This window comes from Paraburkholderia phenoliruptrix, assembly GCF_019511605.1.
GTDB lineage: Bacteria > Pseudomonadota > Gammaproteobacteria > Burkholderiales > Burkholderiaceae > Paraburkholderia > Paraburkholderia phenoliruptrix_A.
Map to the genome: position 1 here is coordinate 101,313 of NZ_JAEUAV010000002.1, position 23,833 is coordinate 125,145.

Annotated in this window: 21 protein-coding genes and 1 pseudogene; 14 read left to right on the plus strand and 8 right to left on the minus strand. The window is 63.5% G+C overall.

The features are described from left to right. Positions 1-48 precede the first annotated feature (48 nt). The 8 genes from JNB89_RS03930 to JNB89_RS03965 all read left to right on the plus strand — a co-directional run bounded on the left by JNB89_RS03930 (position 49) and on the right by JNB89_RS03965 (position 11,937). Entirely contained in the window at positions 49-3,234 is a 3,186-nt protein-coding gene (locus JNB89_RS03930; protein WP_013342723.1) for an efflux RND transporter permease subunit, read from the plus strand. A 13-nt stretch (positions 3,235-3,247) separates the two neighbouring features. Then, positions 3,248-4,825 (plus strand): efflux transporter outer membrane subunit, encoded by a 1,578-nt coding sequence (locus JNB89_RS03935; protein WP_220361332.1) that lies wholly within the window; start codon positions 3,248-3,250, stop codon positions 4,823-4,825. A 215-nt stretch (positions 4,826-5,040) separates the two neighbouring features. Next, on the plus strand, positions 5,041-5,880 hold the full coding sequence (locus JNB89_RS03940; RefSeq protein WP_220361333.1) for a MetQ/NlpA family ABC transporter substrate-binding protein: 840 nt from the start codon (positions 5,041-5,043) through the stop codon (positions 5,878-5,880). Positions 5,881-5,921: 41 nt separating this feature from the next. Then, positions 5,922-7,325: an LLM class flavin-dependent oxidoreductase gene (locus JNB89_RS03945; RefSeq protein ID WP_220361334.1), complete on the plus strand. Its 1,404-nt coding sequence runs from the start codon at positions 5,922-5,924 to the stop codon at positions 7,323-7,325. 13 nt (positions 7,326-7,338) lie between these two features. Continuing rightward, on the plus strand, positions 7,339-8,499 hold the full coding sequence (locus tag JNB89_RS03950) for a methionine ABC transporter ATP-binding protein (protein WP_220361335.1): 1,161 nt from the start codon (positions 7,339-7,341) through the stop codon (positions 8,497-8,499). Then, positions 8,492-9,148, plus strand: coding sequence for a methionine ABC transporter permease (locus JNB89_RS03955; protein WP_220361336.1), 657 nt, complete (start codon positions 8,492-8,494; stop codon positions 9,146-9,148). Before JNB89_RS03950 ends, JNB89_RS03955 begins: the two co-directional genes overlap by 8 nt. Before the next feature lie 199 nt (positions 9,149-9,347). Next, positions 9,348-10,550, plus strand: coding sequence for an acyl-CoA dehydrogenase family protein (locus tag JNB89_RS03960; protein ID WP_220361337.1), 1,203 nt, complete (start codon positions 9,348-9,350; stop codon positions 10,548-10,550). A 58-nt stretch (positions 10,551-10,608) separates the two neighbouring features. Continuing rightward, positions 10,609-11,937 carry an Nramp family divalent metal transporter gene (locus JNB89_RS03965; RefSeq protein WP_220361338.1) on the plus strand — a complete coding sequence of 443 codons (1,329 nt, stop codon included), beginning with the start codon at positions 10,609-10,611 and terminating at the stop codon, positions 11,935-11,937. 180 nt (positions 11,938-12,117) lie between these two features. On the opposite strand, the gene flhC is transcribed toward JNB89_RS03965, so the two are convergent. The 4 genes from flhC to JNB89_RS03985 all read right to left on the minus strand — a co-directional run bounded on the left by flhC (position 12,118) and on the right by JNB89_RS03985 (position 16,263). Next, entirely contained in the window at positions 12,118-12,687 is a 570-nt protein-coding gene (gene flhC, locus JNB89_RS03970; RefSeq protein WP_013342731.1) for a flagellar transcriptional regulator FlhC, read from the minus strand. Positions 12,688-12,701: 14 nt separating this feature from the next. Then, a complete protein-coding gene (gene flhD, locus JNB89_RS03975) occupies positions 12,702-13,022 on the minus strand; it encodes a flagellar transcriptional regulator FlhD (protein ID WP_006052742.1) in 321 nt (106 codons plus the stop codon). Between the two features lie 529 nt (positions 13,023-13,551). Continuing rightward, positions 13,552-14,775 (minus strand): YeeE/YedE family protein, encoded by a 1,224-nt coding sequence (locus tag JNB89_RS03980; protein WP_220361339.1) that lies wholly within the window; start codon positions 14,773-14,775, stop codon positions 13,552-13,554. A gap of 618 nt (positions 14,776-15,393) precedes the next feature. Then, positions 15,394-16,263: a helix-turn-helix domain-containing protein gene (locus tag JNB89_RS03985; RefSeq protein ID WP_223216693.1), complete on the minus strand. Its 870-nt coding sequence runs from the start codon at positions 16,261-16,263 to the stop codon at positions 15,394-15,396. Between the two features lie 147 nt (positions 16,264-16,410). Between JNB89_RS03985 and JNB89_RS03990 the strand changes: the two genes are divergently transcribed. The 5 genes from JNB89_RS03990 to JNB89_RS04010 all read left to right on the plus strand — a co-directional run bounded on the left by JNB89_RS03990 (position 16,411) and on the right by JNB89_RS04010 (position 18,602). Continuing rightward, positions 16,411-16,785 carry a nuclear transport factor 2 family protein gene (locus JNB89_RS03990; RefSeq protein ID WP_220361341.1) on the plus strand — a complete coding sequence of 125 codons (375 nt, stop codon included), beginning with the start codon at positions 16,411-16,413 and terminating at the stop codon, positions 16,783-16,785. 46 nt (positions 16,786-16,831) lie between these two features. Continuing rightward, the gene (locus JNB89_RS03995) at positions 16,832-17,110 is read left to right on the plus strand and encodes a hypothetical protein (RefSeq protein WP_220361342.1); all 279 of its coding nucleotides are present in this window, start codon (positions 16,832-16,834) and stop codon (positions 17,108-17,110) included. Positions 17,111-17,211: 101 nt separating this feature from the next. Then, a complete protein-coding gene (locus JNB89_RS04000; protein ID WP_220361343.1) occupies positions 17,212-17,676 on the plus strand; it encodes an RbsD/FucU family protein in 465 nt (154 codons plus the stop codon). Positions 17,677-17,827: 151 nt separating this feature from the next. Then, a complete protein-coding gene (locus tag JNB89_RS04005) occupies positions 17,828-18,259 on the plus strand; it encodes a DoxX family protein (RefSeq protein ID WP_013342737.1) in 432 nt (143 codons plus the stop codon). A gap of 70 nt (positions 18,260-18,329) precedes the next feature. After that, positions 18,330-18,602 (plus strand): hypothetical protein, encoded by a 273-nt coding sequence (locus tag JNB89_RS04010; RefSeq protein WP_220361344.1) that lies wholly within the window; start codon positions 18,330-18,332, stop codon positions 18,600-18,602. Positions 18,603-18,749: 147 nt separating this feature from the next. Here JNB89_RS04010 and JNB89_RS04015 read toward each other — a convergent pair whose 3' ends face one another. Together JNB89_RS04015 and JNB89_RS04020 are read right to left on the minus strand one after the other, a co-directional pair. Continuing rightward, complete coding sequence (locus tag JNB89_RS04015; protein ID WP_220361345.1) at positions 18,750-20,216, minus strand: MFS transporter; 1,467 nt, start codon at positions 20,214-20,216, stop codon at positions 18,750-18,752. Positions 20,217-20,359: 143 nt separating this feature from the next. Further along, complete coding sequence (locus JNB89_RS04020) at positions 20,360-21,661, minus strand: MFS transporter (RefSeq protein ID WP_220361346.1); 1,302 nt, start codon at positions 21,659-21,661, stop codon at positions 20,360-20,362. 391 nt (positions 21,662-22,052) lie between these two features. Between JNB89_RS04020 and JNB89_RS04025 the strand changes: the two are divergent. Further along, positions 22,053-22,478, plus strand: a pseudogene (locus JNB89_RS04025) (response regulator transcription factor); the annotation flags it as partial. Positions 22,479-22,534: 56 nt separating this feature from the next. On the opposite strand, the gene JNB89_RS04030 reads toward JNB89_RS04025, so the two are convergent. Both JNB89_RS04030 and JNB89_RS04035 read right to left on the minus strand, forming a co-directional pair. After that, complete coding sequence (locus JNB89_RS04030) at positions 22,535-23,620, minus strand: phage integrase central domain-containing protein (protein ID WP_220361347.1); 1,086 nt, start codon at positions 23,618-23,620, stop codon at positions 22,535-22,537. Continuing rightward, positions 23,604-23,819: an excisionase gene (locus tag JNB89_RS04035; protein ID WP_220361348.1), complete on the minus strand. Its 216-nt coding sequence runs from the start codon at positions 23,817-23,819 to the stop codon at positions 23,604-23,606. Before JNB89_RS04035 ends, JNB89_RS04030 begins: the two co-directional genes overlap by 17 nt. Positions 23,820-23,833: the final 14 nt, after the last annotated feature.

Genomic DNA, 23,833 nt, shown 5'->3' on the forward strand with positions numbered 1-23,833 from the left:
CGCGCGGCGCATGCTCCAACCGCTTGCTCCAAACATCAAGAGCTTCCAATGAACATATCCAAATTCTTCATCGACAGGCCGATCTTCGCGGGCGTGCTATCGGTATTGGTTCTGCTGGCGGGCGTGATTTCGCTCTTCAAGCTGCCGATCTCGGAGTACCCGGAAGTGGTGCCGCCGTCGGTCGTGGTGCACGCGCAGTATCCGGGCGCGAATCCCAAAGTGATCGCGGAAGCCGTCGCTTCGCCGCTCGAAGAGCAGATCAACGGCGTGGAGAACATGCTGTACATGCAGTCGCAGGCAAATAGCGACGGCAATCTCACGCTGACGGTGACCTTCAAGCTCGGCACCAACCCGGATCTCGCCACGCAGCTCGTGCAGAACCGCGTGAACCAGGCGCTGCCGCGTCTGCCGGAAGACGTGCAACGGCTTGGCGTGACGACCATCAAGAGCTCGCCTACGCTCACCATGGTGGTCCACCTGATCTCGCCGAACAACCGCTACGACATGACGTATCTGCGCAATTACGCGCTGCTCAACGTCAAGGACCGGCTCGCGCGCATTCAGGGCGTGGGTGAAGTGCAGTTGTGGGGCTCGGGCGACTACGCAATGCGCGTTTGGCTCGATCCGCAGAAAGTCGCGCAGCGCGGTTTGACGGCAACCGAAGTGGTCAACGCGATCCGCGAGCAGAACATTCAGGTGGCAGCCGGTGTGATCGGCGCGTCGCCTTCGGTGCCGGGCACGCAATTGCAGCTGTCGGTGAATGCGCGCGGCCGTCTGAAGACGGAGGGCGAATTCGGCGACATCATCGTGAAGACCGCGCCGGATGGCGGCGTGACCTACCTGCGCGACATTGCGCGCATCGAACTGGCGGCGTCGGAATACGGCCTGCGTTCGTTGCTCGACAACAAGCCGGCGGTTGCGCTCGCAATCAACCAGGCGCCGGGCGCGAACTCGCTCGCGATTTCCGACGAAGTGCGCTCCGCGATGAAGGAACTCGCGCAAGACATGCCGGCGGGCGTCGAATACAAGATCGTCTACGACCCCACGCAGTTCGTGCGTTCGAGTATCGAGGCGGTCGTGCATACGCTGCTCGAAGCTATCGCGCTGGTGGTGATCGTCGTGATCGTGTTCCTGCAGACGTGGCGCGCGTCGATCATTCCGTTGATCGCGGTGCCTGTGTCGATTGTCGGTACCTTTTCGCTGCTGCTTGCATTCGGCTTCTCGATCAATGCGCTGTCGCTGTTCGGCATGGTGCTCGCCATCGGGATCGTGGTGGACGATGCAATCGTGGTGGTGGAGAACGTCGAGCGGAACATCGAAAACGGACTGAGTGCGCGCGACGCAACGTATAAGGCGATGCAGGAGGTGAGCGGGCCGATTATCGCGATTGCGCTCACGCTCGTCGCCGTGTTCGTGCCGCTTGCGTTCATGACGGGCCTCACGGGTCAGTTCTACAAGCAGTTCGCGATGACCATCGCGATCTCCACGGTGATCTCGGCGTTCAACTCGCTGACGCTGTCGCCGGCATTGTCCGCGATGCTGCTGCGCAGCCACGGCGCGAAGGAAGACTTCCTCACGCGTGTGATGAACCGGGTGCTGGGCCGCTTTTTCAAGGGCTTCAACAAGGTGTTTCATCGCGGCTCCGAAGGTTATGGCCGCGGCGTGACGGGCGTGCTGCGCCGTAAGGGCGCAATGCTCGCGGTGTACGCGATTCTGCTCGGCGCAACGGTGCTGATCGCGCGTATCGTGCCAGGCGGCTTCGTGCCCGCGCAGGACAAGGAGTATCTGATTGCGTTTGCACAGTTGCCGAACGGCGCGTCGCTGGATCGCACGGAAAAAGTGATCCGCGACATGAGCGCTATCGCGCTCAAGCAGAAGGGCGTGGAAAGCGCGGTGGCGTTCCCTGGCTTGTCGGTAAACGGCTTTACCAACAGCTCGAGCGCGGGCATCGTGTTCGTCACGCTCAAGCCGTTCAAGGAGCGCGGCGACAAGAAGCTCTCGGCGGGCGCAATTGCAGGCTCGTTGAATCAGCAGTATGGCGCGATCAAGGACTCGTTCGTCGCCGTGTTCCCGCCGCCGCCGGTGCTCGGTCTCGGCACGCTCGGCGGCTTCAAGATGCAGCTGGAGGACCATGGCGCGCTCGGTTACGCGGAGTTGAACAAGGCAGCGGAGGCATTCGTGAAGAAGGCGGCGCAAACGCCTGAGCTTGGGCCGACCTTCTCCAGCTATCAGATCAACGTGCCGCAACTGAACGTGGACCTCGACCGTGTGAAGGCGAAGCAGCTTGGCGTGCCGGTCACGGACGTGTTCAACACGATGCAGATCTATCTGGGCTCGCTGTACGTGAACGACTTCAACCGCTTTGGCCGCGTGTATCAGGTACGGGTGCAGGCAGACGCGCCGTTCCGTCAACACGCCGACGACATCCTGCAACTGAAGACGCGCAATTCGGCGGGCGACATGGTGCCGTTGTCGTCGCTCGTCACGGTTACGCCGACGTATGGTCCGGAAATGGTGGTGCGTTACAACGGCTATACGGCTGCGGACATTAACGGCGGACCGGCGCCTGGCTTCTCGTCGGGTCAGGCTCAGGCCGCGGCCGAGCGCGTGGCGGCCGAAGTTTTGCCGCGCGGCGTGAAGCTGGAGTGGACCGACTTGACCTATCAGCAGATTCTTGCGGGCAATGCGGGCCTGTGGGTGTTCCCGATCAGCGTGCTGCTCGTGTTCCTCGTGCTCGCCGCGCTGTATGAAAGCCTGACGCTGCCGCTCGCCGTGATCCTGATCGTGCCGATGAGCGTGCTGTCCGCGCTGACCGGCGTGTGGCTCACCGGCGGCGACAACAACATCTTCACGCAGATCGGCTTGATGGTGCTGGTGGGCTTGTCCGCGAAGAACGCGATTCTGATCGTGGAATTCGCCCGCGAACTGGAACACGATGGACATACCCCGCTTTCGGCGGCAATTGAAGCGAGCCGTTTGCGTCTGCGGCCGATTCTGATGACGTCGATTGCGTTCATCATGGGTGTCGTGCCGCTGGTGTTGTCCACCGGGGCCGGTTCGGAAATGCGTCATGCAATGGGTGTCGCGGTGTTCTTCGGCATGCTCGGGGTGACGTTGTTCGGGCTGATGCTGACGCCGGTGTTCTATGTGGTGCTGCGTACGATGGCCGGCGGGACGATTCATGTCGCGCAGAAAGACTCGCCGCGCATTGGCGCGCCGGTCACGGACGCCTGAGGAGAGAACAACAATGAAACGCTATGAGTTTTTGAGCGGATGGGGCCGTGTGGCAGCGAGTGGTTTGCTGCTCGCGCTGCTCGCGGCCTGCTCGGTGGAGCCCACCTACAAGCGTCCAGAAGTGGATACGCCCGCTGCCTTCAAGGAAGCGCCGGTAGCGGCTTCGGGAGCGTCAGCCGTATCGGCGCAGGACACGGGCACGTGGAAAACGGCGCAACCCGCTGACGACGCGCATCGCGGCGAATGGTGGAAGATTTTCGGCGACCCGCAACTCGATGCCCTCGAGGAGCAGGCGGCTGCCGCGAATCAGGACCTGAAGGCGGCAGCGGCGCGCGTGCAGCAGGCGCGAGCGGTGACGCGCGCGGCGAAGTCGGACTGGTTCCCGAAGTTCGACGCGGGTTTCGGCCCGACTCGCGAGCGCGCTTCCGCGGCTTCGCAATTCCAGCCGGACAGCGCGGGCGGCACGACCGGCACCATCTGGCGCGCACAGGTCGGCGCGTCGTATGAGGCGGATCTGTTCGGACGTGTCGGCTCGAACGTGAATGCTTCGCGCGCGGACGAGCAGCAAAGCGAGGCGCTGTTCCGTTCGGTGCAGTTGTCGCTGCAGGCCGACGTTGCTCAAAATTATTTCCAGTTGCGCGAGCTCGACACCGACCAGGATCTGTATCGCCGCACGGTGGCGTTGCGTGAAGACACGCTCAAGCTTATCGAGCGCCGCTTCAAGGAAGGCGACATTAGCGAGCTCGACGTGTCGCGCGCGCGCAATGAACTCGCGAGCGCTCGCGCCGATGCAGTGGGTATCGCGCGTCAGCGCGCGGCTTCGGAACATAGTCTCGCGATTCTGCTTGGCAAGCCGCCGGCGGAGTTCTCCTTCGCCGAAGCGCCGCTCACGCCGGTCACGGTGCGGGTGCCGCCTGGCCTGCCTTCGGCGCTGCTGGAACGCAGGCCAGACGTGTCGGCGGCGGAGCGCGCAATGGCGGCGGCAAACGCACGCGTGGGTCTGGCGAAGTCGGCGTTCTTCCCGAAGCTCGACATTACGGGCGCATTCGGCTATGAGTCGGCGACCTTGGGCGATCTGTTCATGTGGTCGAGCCGCGCGTTCATTCTCGGTCCGTTTGCAGGCACCGCACTGACAGTGCCCATTTTCGACGGCGGCCGGCGCAAGGCGAATCTGGCGCAGGCACGCGCGCGCTACGACGAAGACGTCGCGCAGTATCGTCAGCAGGTACTCGTCGCGTTCCGCGAAGTCGAAGACAACCTGGCCGATCTGCGGCTGCTGGAAGACCAGATGCGCGAGCAGAACAACGCCGTGCAGGCGTCGCAGCGTGCCGCACGTCTGTCCCGTACGCAGTACACGGAGGGCGCGGTCAGCTATCTGGACGTGATCGACGGCGAGCGGCAGGTGCTCAGCACGCAACTGCAGGCGAGCCACTTGCAGGGCACGCAGGCAGTGGCAACCGTGAACCTGATTCGCGCGCTCGGTGGCGGCTGGGGCGATGCGCCGGCGTCGGGCACCGCGGTGGGGTCGGCGGCTCCGGCTGCAACGCCTGCTTCTGGCAGCGTGACTGGAGAACAGGTGGCGAAGCGTTAAACGCTTCGGTTACCCATTTGAGTGTTGGAAAAGAGCCGGACCGCGCCACGAGCGCGGTCCGGCTTGTTTTATGCGCAAATCATTTTTCGCACTTTCCTTTCGAAAATCGCTTCGTAGACCCGCGCGCATCGTGGCCACTATGATGATTCGCACTTTGGCGCAGACTGCCGGTCAGGCTCGCCGCGAATCCATCACATCGTCAACACGAGTCCACCATGCGTACTTTTCTTCTCAACGCGCTGCGCTTTTTGCGTGCGCCGGCGCTCGCGCTGCTCAGCGCATTGGGTCTTGCACTTGCGGTGTCCGCCGCGCCCACGCTTGCGGCGGATGCGCCGACGCTGAAGATAGGCACCGCCACCAGCCCGCAAATCGAGGCGCTCAAAGTCGCGGTGCGCGAAGCGAAAGAGCAGGGGCTCGACGTCAAGGTAACCGAATTCACCGACTGGAATACGCCGAACGCGGCGCTTGCGAACAAGGACATCGACGTCAATTACTTCCAGCACATTCCGTTTCTGGAGAACGCGAAAAAGCAGGGCGGCTACAACTTCGTTGCAATTGCGCCAGGCACGATCATGAAGATCGGCCTGTACTCGAAAAAGATAAAGCGTTTCGACGAACTGAAGGACGGCGCGACGGTGGCCATCGCCAACGATCCGGTGAACGGCGGCCGCGGTTTGTTGCTGCTGCAACGAGCCGGTTTGATCAAGCTCACGCCGGGCATCGACTATCGCGCCACTACGCTCGATATCACCGCGAACCCCAAGCATCTGAAGATCATTCAACTCGAGGCGTCGCAACTGGCACGCTCGCTTGACGACGTGGATCTGGCGCAGGGCTACCCGAGCTTCATCAAGCTCGCGGGCACCACGGATCCGAACAGCGCACTGCTGTTCGACGGGCTGGAAAACAGGAACTATGCGATTCAATGGGTCGTGCGTCCGGAGAGCGTAAACGATCCGCGCATTCGCAAGTTTATTTCGATCTATCAGCATTCGCCGGCGGTGCGCGCCGCGCTCGACAAGGCATTTGGCGATCTTTACGCGGTCGCCTGGTAAGCGGTGACTTTCATACTGAAGAGAACCACGGGAGTCGCGCGATGCCGAAGAAAAAGATCCTGCTGAACGCGTTCAACATGAATGCGGTCGGTCATATCAATCACGGTTTGTGGACGCATCCGCGAGACCAGTCTGCTCGTTATACGGACCTCGAGTACTGGACGAGTCTTGCGCAAACACTTGAACGCGGCAAGTTCGACGGCATTTTTCTCGCCGACATTGTGGGCGTGTACGACGTCTACGAAGGCGGCCCCGACACGCCGTTGCGCGAAGCCGTGCAGATACCGATCAACGATCCGGCGCTGATCGTGCCGGCCATGGCGCACGTCACGCAGCATATCGGCTTTGGCGTCACGTCGAATCTCACTTACGAGCCGCCGTATCTGTTTGCGCGCCGCATGTCGACGCTCGATCACCTCACGAAAGGCCGCGTCGGCTGGAACATCGTGACCGGCTATCTGGACAGTGCCGCGCGCGGCATGGGTCTCGCGCAGCAGATCAGCCACGACGACCGCTACGAGCGCGCCGACGACTACATGGATGTGGTCTACAAGCTATGGGAGCAAAGCTGGGAAGACGACGCAGTGGTGCGCGACCGCGCTGCACGGGTGTTTTCGCAGCCGGCCAAGGTGCACCGCGTAAAGCATGACGGTCCCTACTATTCGATCGACGCGATTCACCTGAGCGAGCCTTCGCCGCAGCGCACGCCGGTTTTGTATCAGGCGGGTTCGTCGAGCCGCGGTGTGGATTTCGCGGCACGTCATGCGGAATGTGTGTTCGTGGGTGGGCAGAACAAGCAGTTGACGCGGTCTATTGTCGACGACATTCGCGCACGGGCGGAGAGCTTCGGGCGTGCGCGCGACGACATCAAGATCTTCGCGGGCATTACCGTCGTGGTAGGCGAAACCGAGCGCGCCGCGCGGGAAAAGTTCGAAGAGTATCGGCGATATGCGAGCGCGGAAGGGGGCATCGCGCATTTTTCCAGCTCGACAGGTATCGACTTTTCGCAATACGCGCTCGATGAACCGATCTCGTATGTCAAGACCGACTCCATGCAATCCGCGGTCGAGGCCATTTCCAGCAAGAGCGTGAGCGGCGTGTGGACCAAGCGCAAAGTGCTTGAACAGATGACGCTTGGCGGCCGCGCGAAACCCGTGGTCGGCTCGCCGCAACAGATTGCCGACGAGCTCGTTTCGTGGATCGACGAAGCGGGCGTGGATGGCTTCAATCTGACACGCACGGTCATGCCCGAATCGTTCGAGGACTTCGTGAATCTCGTCGTGCCCGAGCTGCAAAACCGCGGCGTTTACAAGGAAGATTACGACCCCGCGCCGACTTTGCGCGAGAAGCTGTTCGGCGGCGGACGCGCGCGTTTGCCGGCAGTGCATGCCGGTGCGCAGCATCGCCGCCCGCAAAGCGGCGTCAAGCAAACCGTGGAAGCCTGAGAGGAGCGAAGCCGTGGCCACTCTTTTCGACGCACCGCAGTTCATTGAAGATTCGCCGGCGCTTGCAGCGGATCAGCGCGCGCATGCAGCGGCCACCCAGGCCGCCGTGGTGTTCGACAACGTAGGCAAAGTGTTCGCGGACTCGCGCGGTGTGTCGACCACGGCGCTCGCGGAGGTGACGCTGAAGGTCGCGCGCGGCGAGGTATTCGGCATTATCGGCCGCAGCGGCGCGGGCAAGTCGACGCTGCTGCGGCTCGTCAATGGCCTCGAAAAGCCGAGTTCGGGAGCGGTGCGCGTGAACGGCGTGAGTGTCGGCGAACTCGACGAACGCGGACTCGTTACGCTGCGCCGCCGTATCGGCATGGTGTTTCAGCACTTCAATCTGCTCTCGGCAAAGACCGTGCGCGAGAACATTGCGTTGCCGCTGAAAATTGCCGGTGTGCCGAAAGCGGCCATCGACAAAAAAGTGGACGCGCTGCTCGAACTCGTTGGGCTTGCCGCCAAGCGCGATGCGTATCCGGCGAGCTTGTCGGGCGGACAGAAGCAGCGTGTGGGCATTGCGCGCGCGCTCGTCACGGACCCCGACATTCTGTTGTGCGACGAAGCCACGTCCGCACTCGATCCCGAAACGACGCAAGCAATTCTCGCCTTGCTGCGCGACATCAACCGGCGGCTGAATCTGACCGTCGTTCTGATCACACATGAAATGCAGGTGATTCGCGAAGTGTGCGATACGGTGGCTGTGATCGAGCGTGGCCGCGTAGTCGAAACAGGCCCGGTGTGGCGCGTGTTCGGCGCTCCGCAGCACGACGCGACGCGTGCGCTGCTGCGCACGCTGGTGCACGATCTGCCGGCGGACCTGGCCGAGCGAGTGAAGCCGCTCGCCGACATTGCGCAAGGCGACGCCCGCGTTCTGCTCGACCTGCGCTTCACCGGCGGCGACGCGCGCGATCCCGATCTGGCCGGCCTTGCATCAGCGCTGAGCGTCGAGGGCAGCGGAGTGAGTTTCGTCCATGGCGGTATCGACCGTATTCAGGGGCACGCGCAGGGTCGTCTTATCGTGTCCGCGCAGGTTCGTGCAAGCGGACGCACCGCGCTGCACGCGCAGGTTGGCGCGTTGCTCGAACGGGCGCGCCGCCATGCGAATCATGTCGAGGTGCTGGGCTATGTCTGAACTCTGGCTGTCTGAACTCGTCGGCGCGATACGCGATACGCTCGTGATGGTCGGCGTTTCCGCAGTGATTGCTGCGCTCGTCGGCATTCCGCTTGCGCTGGTACTGGTCACGACCACGCGCGGCGGCATTTTCGAAAAACGCGCGGTGAACAGCACGCTCGGCGCGCTCGTGAATGCATTCCGCTCCACGCCGTTCATCATTCTGCTCGTCGCGCTGCTGCCGCTCACGCGTTTCTTGATCGGCACGACCATCGGCGTATGGGCCGCGATCGTGCCGCTTAGCATCGCCGCTATTCCGTTTCTTGCACGCGTGGCGGAAGTCAGTCTGCGCGAAGTGGATCGCGGTTTGATCGAGGCGGCGCAGGCAATGGGGGCGCAGCGCCGGCACATTATCTGGCATGTGCTGTTGCCTGAGGCGCTGCCTGGCATCGTTGGCGGCTTCACGATAACCGTGGTGGCGATGATCGGCTCCTCGGCGATGGCGGGCGCGGTCGGCGCGGGCGGCCTCGGCGATCTCGCGATCCGCTATGGCTATCAGCGCTTCGATACCACGGTAATGGTGACGGTAATCGTGCTGCTCATCGCAATCGTCACCGCGGTGCAACTGGTCGGCGACCGCTTCGTGCGGCGGCTCGCGCAGCGCGCCTGATGTCTTGCGGTGCGCGAGAGCACGCCGATCTCGCGTCGGCGCAACAGCGCTTTCGCATGACGAATAGCGCCGCTCCTACCGGTTGGCGGCGTCACCGCCTATCATGAAACCTGCTGGACGATGGGCGCGAGCCTTCCGCCGCTCTTCGTCCTCTACGCTTTCCTCATTCGCCCTTCAAACGTCCTCACGTGGAAACAGCATGAACGATTCTGCTCAAGCCGGCGCGCTGCGCGCGCGCGAGGCGTCCGCCGCGCCGGTCTCGCGCGATCTTGCCGCGCTGCTTGCAGCATTGCATGCGAACGCTGCGCAACGCGACCAGGCCGGCGGGCATGCCGCACAGGAAAAACAGTGGATCGCCGAGGCGGGCTTGCTCACGCTCGCCATTCCGCGCGAATTCGGCGGGGAAGGCGCGCCCTGGCCGGAGATCTACGAGGTCATTCGCAAGATCGCCCAGGTGGACAGCGCGCTCGCGCATCTGCTCGGCTTCACTTTTTTGCAGGAAGTGAGCATCTATGTATGGGGCAATGCCGCGCAACGCGAGCGCTACCTGAGAGGGACGGTGAAAGAGCGCTGGTGGTGGGGCAACGCGGTGAATCCGCTGGATGCGCGGCTCGTTGCAACTGCAACCGGCGACGGCGGTTATGTTCTGAACGGGCAAAAAGGCTTTTGCTCCGGCACGCGCGGTTCGCAAATGATGACGGTTTCCGCGCAGGACCCTCAGTCCGGCACGACACTGTTTGCAGTAGTGCCGACCGCGCGCGCGGGCATCACCGTCAACGACGACTGGAATCCGATCGGCCAGCGGCAGACCGACAGCGGCAGCGTTTCTTTTGCGCAGGTCAGAGTGGAGCCTGACGAGGTGCTGGACCGTGCCGACACGCCGTATGCGAGTTTGCGCACGCTTGTCTCGCAACAGGTGATGACGAACCTGTTCGTCGGCATTGCTCAAGGCGCGCTGGAGGAAGCGCGAGCGTATGTCACGCAGTACGGCAAACCGTGGCTGACTTCGGGCGTGGCGAAGGCCACCGACGATCCATACCTGATTCAGCGCTTTGGCGAAATGCGCATCCAGGCAGTGAGCGCCGAGGCGTTGGCCGTGCGCGCCGCGCAGGCGCTGGATGCAGCATGGCGCGAAGGCCCTTCGCTCAGCGCGCAGGCGCGTGCGCACGTGGCACTCGCCACATCCGAGGCGAAAATCGTCGCGCACCGCGCGGCGCTCGAGGTTAGCGAGAAACTCTTCGACGCGTGCGGCGCGCGCGCAACGCACGGGCCACTGGCGCTCGACCGCTTCTGGCGCAACGCGCGCGTGCATACGCTGCACGATCCGCTCGACTATCGCGTGCGCGACGTCGGCCGGTATGCACTGAACGGGACATTGCCGGAGGTTTCTTTGTACACTTGAGGCGGTTCGCGGCGCAGCCTGTCTGCGCCGTTTCATTCATCCTCAAGAGACTCCCGGATTGCAGTTCAAACTACCGACTACCGCGACAGCGCCATTCTGCCCATCCGAGGTGCAAGGCTCAGTCGCCGTCTCGCCTGGCGCGCCTTTCTGGAAAAAGATCCTGCAATTCGCAGGCCCTGGCCTGCTGGTTTCGATCGGCTATATGGACCCAGGCAACTGGGCCACCGACATCGAAGCCGGCTCGCGATACGGCTACAGCCTGCTGTTCGTGGTCATGCTCTCAAGTCTCGCGGCAATGGCGCTGCAGTGTCTGAGCATGCGTCTTGGTATTGTCACCGGGCGCGATCTGGCCGAGTTGTCCAAAGCGCGCTATTCACCGGCCGTCGCGCGGGGACAATGGCTGCTGGCCGAGCTGTCGATCATTGCGTGCGATCTGGCGGAAGTGCTGGGCGGCGCGCTTGCCTTCCATCTGCTCTTCAAATGCTCGCTCACCACGGGCGTATTGCTCACGGCATTCGATACGCTGATCGTGCTCGGCCTGAAGGGCAAGAATTTTCGCGACCTCGAGGCAATCATGCTTGGGCTGATTGCGACAATCGGCGTTGGCTACATCGTCGAGCTCGCGCTGGTCAAGCCGCATTGGCCGTCGGTGGCGCAAGGGCTGATTCCGTCGTGGCAGGCGCTGAGTTCACGTGAGCCGATGTATCTGGCGATCGGCATTCTCGGCGCGACCGTCATGCCGCATAACCTGTATCTGCATTCGTCGATTGTGCAGACGCGCGCGGTCAAGCGCGATTCCGCGAGCATCGGCTCGGCAATCGGCATGTCGCGCATCGACACCATCGTTTCGCTGCTGCTCGCGCTGATGATCAACATGGCGATCCTGATTCTCGCGGCTGCCGCCTTTCACGCGACCGGTCATAACCAGGTGACCGAAATCGAAGACGCCTACAAACTGCTCGCGCCGATTGTCGGCACCGGCTTCGCGGCGGTGCTGTTCGCGATCACGCTGCTCGCGTCGGGGCAAAGCTCCACTTTTACGGGCACCGTGGCAGGGCAGGTCATCATGGAAGGCTTCCTGAACCTGAAAATTCCCTGCTGGCAGCGGCGCTTCATCACGCGTGCGCTCGCGTTGATCCCCGCGTTGATAGGCGTCCAGATGCTGGGCAACGGTGCGGTCGGCAAGCTGCTCGTCGCAAGCCAGGTGGTATTGAGCCTGCAACTGCCGTTCGCGCTCTATCCGCTCATTCGCATGACGAGCGACCGCGCGCTGATGGGCGAGTTTGCGAACACGCTTGTCACCCGAATCGTTGCGTGGACGCTGTTTGCGGTGATTACCGCCGCGAACCTGTGGCTCGTGATTCAGACGGTGGGGCTGGTGGACTGAGTTGGATTTGGCCGGCGTCGCGCCCTCGCGGGGAAACCCGCGGCTCGAACGCCGAGCTTGGCGCGTCGCCACTGAGCACCAAAACAAAAGAGTCCGCGCAGTGAATTGCGCGGACTCTTTTCAGGCTTCGGTGCGAATCGGGCGGACCAGCCGTCATCGCAAATGATGCGGGCGCCTCTGTCAGGCGGCTTCGGCGACCTGGGTTGCTTCGATTGCTTCCTGACGGGCCGCCGCTGCCTTCTTCGTCTTGCCGGCGCGCGAAGGCGGCTGGCATGCACCGCACACGACGTTGTGCTGCAGATCGTGTTTGTGCGCGACGAACTTGCCGGTGCAACGGCAGCACTTCGTCAATTGCAGAATATCGGCGTCGAAGAAACGCACCAGCGTCCAGGCGCGCGTCAAGTCCAGCACCGGTTCGGTTTCGCTGTGCTTGCAGTGCTCCAGGTACAGGCGGTATCCCTTCGTCAGCGCGTCGAGATGCGAGCAGCGCGCTTCGTTCTTCAGGAACAGGTACGTGTTATAGAACAGTGACGCGTGAATGTTCGCGAGCCACGTCATGTACCAGTCCGCCGAGAACGGCAACATGCCCTTGGGCGGCGATACACCCTTCACCTCGCGGTACAGGCGGATCATGCGGTCGCGCGAGAGCGTCAACTCGCTCTCCAGCACCTGCATGCGTGCGCCCAGTTCGATCAGGGCGATGGCGCGAAATACTTCTTGTGCGTCTTCCGTCAGGCTACGCTTTTGCATCGCAGTCACCTCGATCAGGCAAATTGCTCGGCGGGCTGGCCTGCAAGCAGGATCGCCGCGTGAGTCGGTGCAACTGCAGTGTGCTTCGTCGTTTGCGTCAACGCCGACAACATCGAGTGGTCGTTGAAGCGGAAGAAGCACAAAAGCTGGTCGGAAGAGGCCAGTTTGACGATCTGCGCGAGCGACAGCCCGGCAAGCAGATCAGCCAGTTCCGACGACAAGCCCAGGCGGAACATGCCGACCGGTTTGTCCTCACGCAACATGCGTTGCGCAAGCATGATGTACGACAGGTTAATCTCGCGGATTGAGTCCAGCGTCTCGCTGCTACGGTCCATTTTCTCTGTTTCCGAAGCCCCGAATTACTAAGTCGGCTTTTTGCCGTTATGTCTTTTGTGCCTCGCCGAAAACGTTGTCCTTCGGCTACAGGTCACCCCTTGATACAGATGGCGACCGTTTGATACATCGCGTTACATTTCGTAACAGCTTGGGACGAATTGTATGAAGGGCAAAACAAGAAATCAATCCCTTCTCAAAAAAATATCTCAAAAAGATACATCAAATTTCGGTAAGAATTTCACAGGCCTGTAATAGCCTATACTACGCGGCTTTTCGGGCCTCGTGAGCAATCGTCCGATCCATGAAAACCCTTGTAGGGCGGGCACCTAGGCGTCTTATCCGCGCAACAGGCGATCGTTGTGCGCACAACCGGTAAATAAGACTGAATGAAACGGAAGGTGAAAAGCCAAAGCCAAGTGTGTAATTAATACCGTGTGCTTTTGGCCATTTGGGGACAGGTTGAAGCTGTAACTGGACGATCCGGACCCAGTTACAAACGCGGCGACTTTGTAACTTCTTGGGTAAGAATCAGCAGCCAGTGCTGCGTAGACGTTCGACTTCCAGTCCGAAGGCCGGGCGCAGCCGCGTACCCAGCACGTTGCCGGCAAAAGCCGCGACCAGCCACAGCCAACCGTGCAGGCTTCCGGAGACGATGCCGCTAAAGTACGCGCCGATGTTGCAGCCGTAGGCAAGGCGCGCGCCGTAGCCGAGCATCAAGCCGCCTACCACGGCCGCAATGAGCGAGCGCGCCGGCACCTTCCACACCGGCGCGTAACGCCCGGCCAGCGCCGCGGCGGCCATTGCGCCGAGAATGATGCCCACGTCCATGACCGTGGTGACGTCATGTGTAACAGGCGCGGCCAGCGCACCCGCATTCGCGCGGGTCGCCCAGTACGGCCAGTTGACGACGTCCACGCCGAGGGCGGCAAAGATCTTGGCGCCCCACAACGCGAACGCGGAGGTCACGCCCCACGGGCGGCCCGACAGGGCGAGCGTCGCGTAATTGAGCAGCACGAGTGCGAGCGCGCCGACGAAGAGCGGCCACGGCCCTTGCAGCCACGGCGAGGCGCTCGGCGCCCGCGCAGGCTCGTTGACGAGGCGTCCGTGCCGGCGCCGCTCGACGAACACCGTGAGCGCGGCGATGGCCGCGAAAATCGCGAGATTGAGCGCGATGGCGGCGCCTGCGCCGAGCGTCTTGACCATGGAGAGCGGCTTTAGCGACGGCAGGGCGGTCCAGAACGGCATGTGTGCGGTCGCCACGACCGAGCCGGTTACAAATGCCGCGAGCGTCACGATCATCCGCGTGCTGCCGCCGCCGACCGTGTACAGCGTGCCGGATGCGCAACCGCCGCCGAGTTGCATGCCGACGCCGAACATGAAAGCCCCGACCAGCACGGAGGTGCCGGCGGGCGCCACCAGTCCGACGACCGGATGCCCGAACAGACTGCCTGCGGCCAGCGTCGGGAAGAACAGGACGACGCCTACGGCGAGCATCAGCATCTGCGCGCGAAGCCCGGCGCCCCGGCCGTCCGCGATGAATACGCGCCAGGCCGACGTAAAGCCGAATGCCGCGTGATAAAGCGAGATGCCGAGCAGCGCGCCGACGATATACAGCGCAGCCTGGCGGCCGCTGACCGCTTGCGCGAGGTAGACGGCGCCGAGCGCGATAAGTAGAAGCGCTGCGGCGAGCGGCTTCGGGTTCACGCCAAAGCGGCGCGGCGGGCGGGAGAGGGCGGTGGAGAGATCGGACATATGTGCAGGCGGACAGCAGGGCGAGGTGATGGTTGGGATGGGGTTGCGGTTCTGGCTTCTGGGTATGTGGCGTGGATACCGTCGCGGCGCTGGAGTTAGGTGTCCAGTCGGAACTTGGGGTAGGACCTGGATCAACAGCTCAGGGCAGCGGCGCGGGCCAGCGGTTCAGGCCCAGCCGCGTAAGCCAGGCGGCGCGGGCCAGCGGCTCAGGCCAGCAACTCTGGCCAGTAGTTCGGACCAGTAGCTCAAGCCACCAGCTCCCACCGGAAGGCGGGCCGCGCTGAGGCCAAAGGCCCGGCCCGGAGACTCAGGCAACGCCCCATGCCACGCACTTGGACCACGCAAATAATCAAAATGAATCAAAAAAGATAGCACGTAGTGCGTAATCGCGCTGACGGGCGCCGCGTCGGCTTCTTTCCCATGCCGCTTGTGCGCGGCCACTGTCGCGCAGTTGTCTCTGCGGGTCGGTGTTTAGCCCGTCCGGCCCGTCCATCTCGAGTACTGGCGCTGCTGGCCCATGCCAGCCCAGCCTGCTGGCGCTGACAGATGAGCACCATCACAACCGCACCACCACAGCCGCGCTTACAGACCGGCACGCCGCAAGACGTCCCCTGCTGTCTACCCTTGCGCGGCGCTGTCGTTCGCGCGCTGCTTCGCGGCGAAATCGCGCAGGAGCGCCGCCGTTTGCGGATCAGCCGGAAAGAACGCCTCGATCGCCAGTTCGGAGAGCGTTACGTCCACGGGCGTACCGAATACCGTCGTCGTGCTGAAAAACGACAGCGTGCCAAGCGGCGTACGCAATCGCAGCGGCACCGCGATCTGGTTGAACGGACTGTCGCCGGCATCCGGTGCTGCGGCGCCGGACGGGGCGGGGTAGGCAGCCAGTTCGTCGCGCAAGACGCTGAGCGTGTCGTCGGCGCTCACGTCGATTTGTCGTTGCAACCGCGCGAGCACGTGGTCGCGCCAGGCGTGCCAGTTGACGATCGACGCAGCGATGCCCTCGGGATGCAGGCTCAGGCGCAGCGCGTTCACCGGCGGCTTCAGCAACTCCGGACTCGCGCCCGCCAGCAGCGGCGCGAGCGCATTGTTGGTCGCGACGATCGTCCAGTGACGGTCGATAGCCAGCGCGGGATACGGCTCGTGGCCCTTGAGTACGAGTTCGACGGCCTCGCGCGCAGCGCTCAATTGCGGATCGGACAGCGGACGCTCGCGAAAGAGCGGCGCATAACCTGCCGCGACGAGCAGCGCGTTGCGCGCCCGCAACGGCACGTCGAGGCGCTCTGCGAGGTGCATGACCATCTCGCGGCTCGGCGTCGCGCGGCCGGATTCGACGAAGCTGAGATGGCGCGTCGAAATGTCGGCTTCGGCGGCAAGCAGCAATTGACTCATTCGCCGCCGCTGGCGCCATTCGCGCAGCAGATCGCCGACGCTGCGACTCGTCGTGGACGGCGCCGAGGGGGCGCTTTGCGCAATCGAAAGTGTGTTCATGCCGCCGATGATAGCCAAAGCGTCGCGGGTATCCATTACCTCCCAGGTAATCGACTCACGTCGCTCAAACCGCGAATCTTCACTCGGAGCCCGCCGCACCGACCCGCGTGCCGAGCGTAGCGCTCAATCAACTCAAAGGAGCAGGAGATGAACCCGCATACCGATCTGGTCGACCGTTATTTCGCCGCATGGAACGAGACCGATGGCGTGCGCCGTCGCGAACTGATCGCGTCGACGTGGGCGAGCGACGCCGACTACCGAGATCCGCTAATGACGGGCTCCGGCCACGACGGCATCGACGCGATGATCCGCGCGGTGCAGGAGCGCTTCGCCGGCCACACGTTCCGGCGCTCGACCGACGTCGACGGTTTCGGCAACCGGCTGCGTTTTTCGTGGGAATTGCTGACGCCCGCGGGCGAGGCGATCGTCAAGGGTTCCGATTTCGGCACGGTCGACGCGCGCGGCCGCTTACAGAGCATGACTGGATTCCTGGATCAGGTGCCCGCAGGCGCTCAGGCCTGACCGCCACCGCCACCGCCCAACATCCATCTCCCAGGGAGAGCCCGTCATGCCCGAGCCCGACAGCGTCACGCCTCATTCGCCTGTGCGCGAATTCGCGCGTCTCACCCACACCTTCGACGCGTTGTGCGGCGCGATCGCCGGCTTCGCGCTCCTCGCCGGCACGCGGGCGTTCACGTTTACAGCGCTTCTGGCCTGGCGCGAACCGGTGCTGGGCGGCGCGGGGCTCATGCTGCTCGCGTTGCTCGGCTGGTTGCGGTGGCGCTGGCCCGGCAATGCGGCGACGGAGCAAGCGCGCGGGCATGGCGGATCTTGCACGGCGCGTTGAATCTCGCCGAAGCGCGCGGTGTTGCTTGCTACAATCGTTTGCCGTATTGCGCTCAAGGCAAACCATTCCAATAACTGCAAGCAAATTTGCATGGAGACACAGTGCTAAAAAATCTTGATCCGCTGCTCAACGCCGACATCCTGCATGCACTCCGCTCAATGGGTCATGGCGACGAACTCGTGATTTGCGACGCGAACTTTCCTGCCGACTCCGTCGCGCATTCCACGGTGCTCGGCAAGCTGCTTCGAATGGACGGCGTGAGCGCACCGCGTGCGGTTCGTGCGGTGCTCTCGGTCATGCCGCTCGATACGTTCATCGAACAACCGGCGTCGCGCATGGAAGTGGTCGGCGAGCCGCATACGCTGCCGGCCGTGCAGCGCGAGGCTCAGAACGAAGTGAATTCAGCTGAGGGCCGCGAGGTGCCGTTTGCGTCCATCGAGCGCTTCGCGTTTTACGAGCGTGCACGCAAAGCCTATTGCGTGATTGCGACGGGCGAAGAGCGCGGCTACGGCTGCTTCGTGTTCACAAAGGGCGTGCTGCTCGCACCGGACGCGCCGCGTTCGTAGTTCGAGGCCCCGGCGTCAGCGAGCGTCTTTCGGGGCGTTCCGCGCTTGCCCGCCTTGGAAAGCGCGGGCAATCCACATATGCTCGGAGGCGGGCCCGGGAACTGCGACGCCGCAAGCGGGTCTGCTGCTTATTCATCTACAGGAGCACCTCATGACGCGTCCCGTCGATTCCGGCGTTATTCTCATCGCGCGTATTGCGCTCGCAGTTCTGTTCCTGTGGGGCGGCGTGATGAAACTGCTGGGCTATGCGGGTTTCGTCGGCTACCTGCATTCTAAGGGCGTGCCGTTCGTGCAGATCGCTGCGCCAATTGCCGTCATAGTGGAGGCATTGGGCGGCCTGTTGCTGGTGGTCGGCTACAAGACGCGGCCGCTCGGCCTCATCATGGCGGCGTACACGGTGGCAACCGCGGTGCTGGGCCACGATTTCTGGAACGTGACCGACGCCGCGTTGCAGCGCGACATGGTGATCCATTTCTGGAAGAACATCGGCATCGCCGGTGGCTTCCTGCTGCTGTTCGTGACGGGCGCGGGGCGTATCAGTATCGACGGCGCTCGCGCTCCGCGCGGTGGGCTGGGCCTGTAGGCGCGGCTGGGGCGACGAGCCCGCCGGTCCGCCGCGCTGTGGTATTCGGCTGCAATCAAGGGAGCAACATATGATTCAAAGTTTCGAGCAATCCATCGGCGGCAAGGTGCTGCAATTGTGCGCCAGTCTTGGCGAAGGGCCCACGCCGCATCGCGTGATAATCAGCCTTGCGGATTCCGCGAAAACGCTCGTGGTTCTGGATGCCTCGGGGTTCCTCGGCACGATCAAGGCGGAGATCGAGGAGCCGGAAAAACTGATCGCCGATGCAATCGCCAAGGCGCAAAACGAAGGGCTGATCGAAGCCGCGGTCAATACCGGCACGATCCAGGAGGCGGCGCTGTAACGCGCATCGCGCCTGAACTCGCCGTTTGATCAACGTTGACAACCTCTGCGGCCGCGAGCCGCGGGGGTTGTCGCTGGCAGATCTTGCGATTGCGATTCGCAACGCGCTATCTCGCCACCTCGCCCCTCAGCGCGACCTCACTTGAGCTCAGCGCGAACGGCCAACTCCCACCGAATCCGTTTCACGCCGCGCCGGCGTGGACGAATGCGGCTGCGGATGCACAAGGCAACTCATCACGCCGCCGAACACCAGTAGACCAACCGAGATTGCGGTCGCCGCCTGCATGCCCGCGACGATCTGCGTCGCGGCCGAGCCACTCGCCAGCGCGCCGAATGCGGCCACGCCCACCGCGCCGCCTGCCTGACGCGCGGTATTGAGCACCGCGGAGGCCGTGCCCGCGCGCCGCGCGTCCGCCGATGCGAGCACCGCTGTCGTCATGGCCGGCACGGCAAGGCCCATGCCGGAGGGAATCATCAGGAACGGCAGAAGCAAGCCGATCAGCGGCGTGTCGGCATCGACGAAATGCAGCAGACCGTAGCCCAACCCGGCGGTAATCGCGCCGGCGATCATCGGCACACGCACGCCGAAGCGACCCACCACCCAGCCGCTCGCCACGTTCGAAACGAGGAACCCGCCGGTCAACGGCAGGAACGCGAGGCCGGCCTGCAACGGCGTGTAGCCGCGTGCCCGCTGCAGGTAGAGGCTCAGCACGAACACCATTCCGTAATAGGTCATGTTCACGCAGATGCCGAACAGCACGGCGGCGCTGAAGCTGCGCTTGCCGAACAGCGACAGCGGCAGCATCGGCGCACGCGCTCGCGCTTCGACCGCGACGAACGCGGCCCCCGCGAGCGCGGCCAGCACGAACCCGCCCGTGACGAGCGGATGGCCGAGCCCGAGGGGCCGCCACTCGATCACCGCGGCCACGAAGGCGGTCAATGCGACGACCGCGAGCGACTGGCCGGCCAGATCGATGCCGCGCGCACTGGCGTCGGTTTGCGCGGCGTGCGGCGGCGCAGGACGGTGGGCTTGCGGGCGCGGCACGCACAGCAGCGTCGCGAGAAAGCCCGCTGCGCAAATCGGCAGATTGACGAGAAAAATGCTGCGCCAGCCGAAGGCCGCAATCAGAAGGCCGCCCGCCACCGGACCTGCCGCAATGGAAATCGCGCCCGACGCCGTCCACAGGCCGACCGCGCGAGCCCGAAGTTTCGGATCGTGGCCATACGACTGGTTGAGCAGCGCTAGCGAATTCGGCAGCATTGCAGCGGCGCCCACGCCTTGCAGCGCGCGCGCCGCGACGAGCATGGGCGCGTCGAGCGCGAGGCCGCAGGCGAGTGACGCGAGCGCGAACAGCACGATTCCCGCCGCATACAGCCTACGTGCGCCGAAGCGGTCGCCGAGCGCGCCGGCCGAGAGCATCAGCACGGCAAAAGCGAGCGTGTACGCGTCGACGACCCATTGCAGACCCGCGACGTTCGCGTCCAGATTCGCGCCGATCTCGGGTAACGCGATGTTGACAATGGTCACGTCGAGCTGCGTGACGACGAAGCCCACGCTGACAGTCGCGAGCACGCGGCCGAGGGCGGGCGAAACGGAGGTTTTCGAGGAGTTCATGCCGAACATCGTAGGCCGATCGGGCAGGCGATGTTTCGGCGTGGCGTGAAGTGTCGATGTCGGGCGATGCGAGCCGAAGCGGCCAGCGATAACGGCGCGCCTTCAGGCGCGCCGTTCGCATCGTCGTCACATCAAACGCGGTATTACCGCGTCTTCGGCGCGTCTTTGATGAACAGCGTGGTCAGCGCGCCCAGCACGCACAACCCGCCGACGTACAGCGGCGCTGCCATCGGATTCGATTTCATCATCAGCGAGACGACAATCGGCGTGAGTCCGCCGAACACCGCATACGCGACGTTGTACGAAAACGAGATGCCCGAGAAGCGCACGACCGGCGGGAACGCTTTCACCATCACGAACGGAATCGCGCCGATCACGCCGACGAAAAGGCCCGCCGCGCCGTACAACGGCACGAGCGACGAGGTGTCGACAGCCAGTTGCTGGAACATCGCGTAGTAGGTCACCGCCAACAGCAGTCCGCCGACGAAGATCGTGCGCCCCGCGCCGACGCGCCCGGCAATCGAGCCGGCCATCACGCAGCCTATCGTCAGACACAAGGTCGCCACGCAGTTGGCGAGCAGCGCGGTGGCAGGCGCAACATGGAACTGCTTTTGCAGCAGCGTGGGCGTCATCAGAATCACGACGACGATCGCGGCGGACAGCATCCACGTGAGCAGCATCGACACGATCACCGCGCGGCCGTGATCGCGCAGCACGGCCTTGAGCGGCACTTCGGCGGCAATCGCCTTGCGTTGCTTGAGCTCGGCGAACACCGGCGTTTCGTGCAGCCAGCGGCGCAAGTAAACCGAGAACATGCCGAACACGCCGCCGATCAGGAACGGCAGGCGCCACGCGTAATCGGTGATTTCGGCGGGCGAGAAATTGCGATTCACCGCCGAAGCGATCAGCGAGCCGAGCAGAATGCCCGCGGTGAGGCCGGCCGTCAGCGTGCCGCACGCGTAGCCGACGTGCCGCTCGGGCACGTGCTCGGAGACGAACACCCATGCGCCGGGTACTTCGCCGCCGACCGCCGCGCCTTGCATCACGCGAAACAGCAGGAGCAGAACCGGGGCCATCACGCCGATGCTCGCGTAGGTGGGCAACAGGCCCATCATCAGCGTCGGCACGGACATGAGCAGCACCGAGAGCGTGAACATGCGCTTGCGGCCGAACAGGTCGCCGAAGTGCGCCATGATGATGCCGCCGAGCGGCCGGGCCAGATAACCCGCGGCGAAGATGCCGAAAGTCTGCACCTGGCGCAGCCAGTCGGGCATGGCAGCCGGGAAAAACAACTGGCCGATTGCCGGCGCAAAAAACACGAAGATGATGAAGTCGTAGAACTCGAGCGCGCCGCCGAGAGCCGCGAGGCCGAGCGTTTTATAGTCGCTGCGCCCAAGCGGGCGTGGGGTGACAGCCTGCGCTCCACCCAGATTTGTCGCTTGCATTGCTATGTCGTTGTCTTGAATGGAAAAACCACGTGTGGCGTGGAAAAACGGCGGTCGTCGGCGAGAAGTGGGGGAACGGCTGGGTAGAGCGCGGAACACCGGCGCGCCGTCCCGGGTAGGGCGGCGCGATGACGAAAGAAGCCAGCCCGCGATTTTACAGGATCGGCGCCGGACGTTCCGGGAAGTGCTTAATTAGATTGGAAAAGTTGCGCCGACGGCGGGCGTTCTGCGACGTCGCACAGCGGCGCGTGAGCCAAGCGTAAGTGGTTGTAGTCCGTTGCCGTTAGACGAACGGATTCGTCTGAGCCGCCGCTAAATTAGGATTGATCCTATGGGATAGGGCCGGTGGGCCTTCGAGAATCGCGTCCACGCCATTGTAAAGAGCTATCCCATGCGTATTGCCATACTCCAACGCGATCCCGTCGTGCGCCAGTCGATCGAAAAAGTCCTGACGGCTGCCGGCCACACCTGCGCGAGCTACGACGACGGCCTGACCATGTCGAAAGCGCTGGCGCGTTCCACGGTCGACCTGCTGGTGCTGGACTGGCACGGCACCCGCCTGTCGGGCACCGAGGTGCTGCGGACGGCACGCGCTGTCGGCGGAGACCGCATGCCGGTGATTTTCGTGTCGCGCGAGACGTCGGAGGAAAGCATGGTGCGCGCGTTCGTCAACGGCGCCGACGACTACGTTGCGCTGCCGCTTCGCCCGGCGGAGTTCCGCGAACGCGTCGGCGCGCTGCTGCGGCGCGCCTATCCCGAGCGCTTTGGCAGCGTGAGTTTCGACGTGGGCCCGTACCGCTTCGACATTTCCCGTCGCCCGCAAAGCCTTGTCCAGCAAGGGTTGTTTAACAGGTGTTCAAAACTTGTTCAAAACTACCCAGCCGTGATTCGCACCTTCACCGGCTCCAAACCGCGCGAGTTTGCGTAGAGATCGGCGATGGCATCGGTCATATGGCCGAGCAAAGCCTTCGTGTCGACGTTGCCTTGTTCCATGTAAAGACGCTTCGTAAGGCTTCGCATTTCATGGAAGGTCGGTGCATCGTCACCGGTGATCCCAGCGAGTTCGCGCGCCTCCTTGAACTTTGCCGTGAACGTCTTGATTTTTATGGCCGAGCCCTTCGGCGCGTTGACGTTCGGGCGAATGTGGTGAATCAGGTACTTGCTGACGATTCCCGTAGCGCGGCAGCGCGCGATGACATCGGCCAGTGACATGCCGAGCTTTTCCATACGCAACTCGAGCGGAATCGCGATCCGGACGCCGGTCTTACCGCGCGTCAGCACGGCATACCCGTCCTTCTGGAAACCGTGCTCCCATCGCGCGACGGTTGAGCGGTCCTGCCCTGACACCAGCGCCAGAAGCATCGCGTTCTGCAACCAAAGCGCGACTTCAGGTGCCTTCTCGTAGATGCGCTGGAATTCTTCGAACGTCAACCGGCGACGCTTGACGGTGACCGTCGCGCGCTCGGTGTCCGTCGCCGGATTCTCTTTCATCCAGCCGAGGGCTTTGCCGCGCCGGCACAGCACCTTCATGCGACTGCGCACGTGCACCGCCCATTGCATCTTGCCGCGGGCCTCGATCTTCTCCAGCATGTCCGCAATGTGCTTCGTCGTCAGCTCAGCGCAGCGAATCGTGCCGAGCTCTTCGCGAATCGCGTTGTCGACGTATTTCCGATGGCGGATCGTTTCGGGCTTGGCCTTCCCGGCCGGCATCTTCAGCAGCAGGTCAGCGACGGTTTCCTTGGGCGTGTTGAGGCGCTCGATGAGCGTCGTCGTCGGCTTCAGGTTGACAAGCGCGAGGTTAGCCTCCCGGGCTTCGTGCATCGCCTGCGCGAGGGGCATGCGGCCGAGGACGTGGGTCTCTTTGTTGATTGGGTCGCGCCAGGTGTAATAGCCCGGGCGCGGCTCATGCAGATTCTCGGGCCAATTGGCGCGCCGGCGGATTCTAGGACGTGCGGCCATGCTTTTGGAGAACCCTTTGTGCGAGCGACTGACGAACGGTGCCGTCGTCGAAGACGGCGTTCTGTTCCACGTAGTATGACCGGCCAATTTTGACCGGCGTCGGATAGATCTTCCCAGCGTTGATCCAGAGCCGCGCTGTGCGGATTGCCGGCGGGGGATCGAACTCTCGTTTGAGCCATTCATCCAGACGGATCTTCATTTCACTACTCCGTG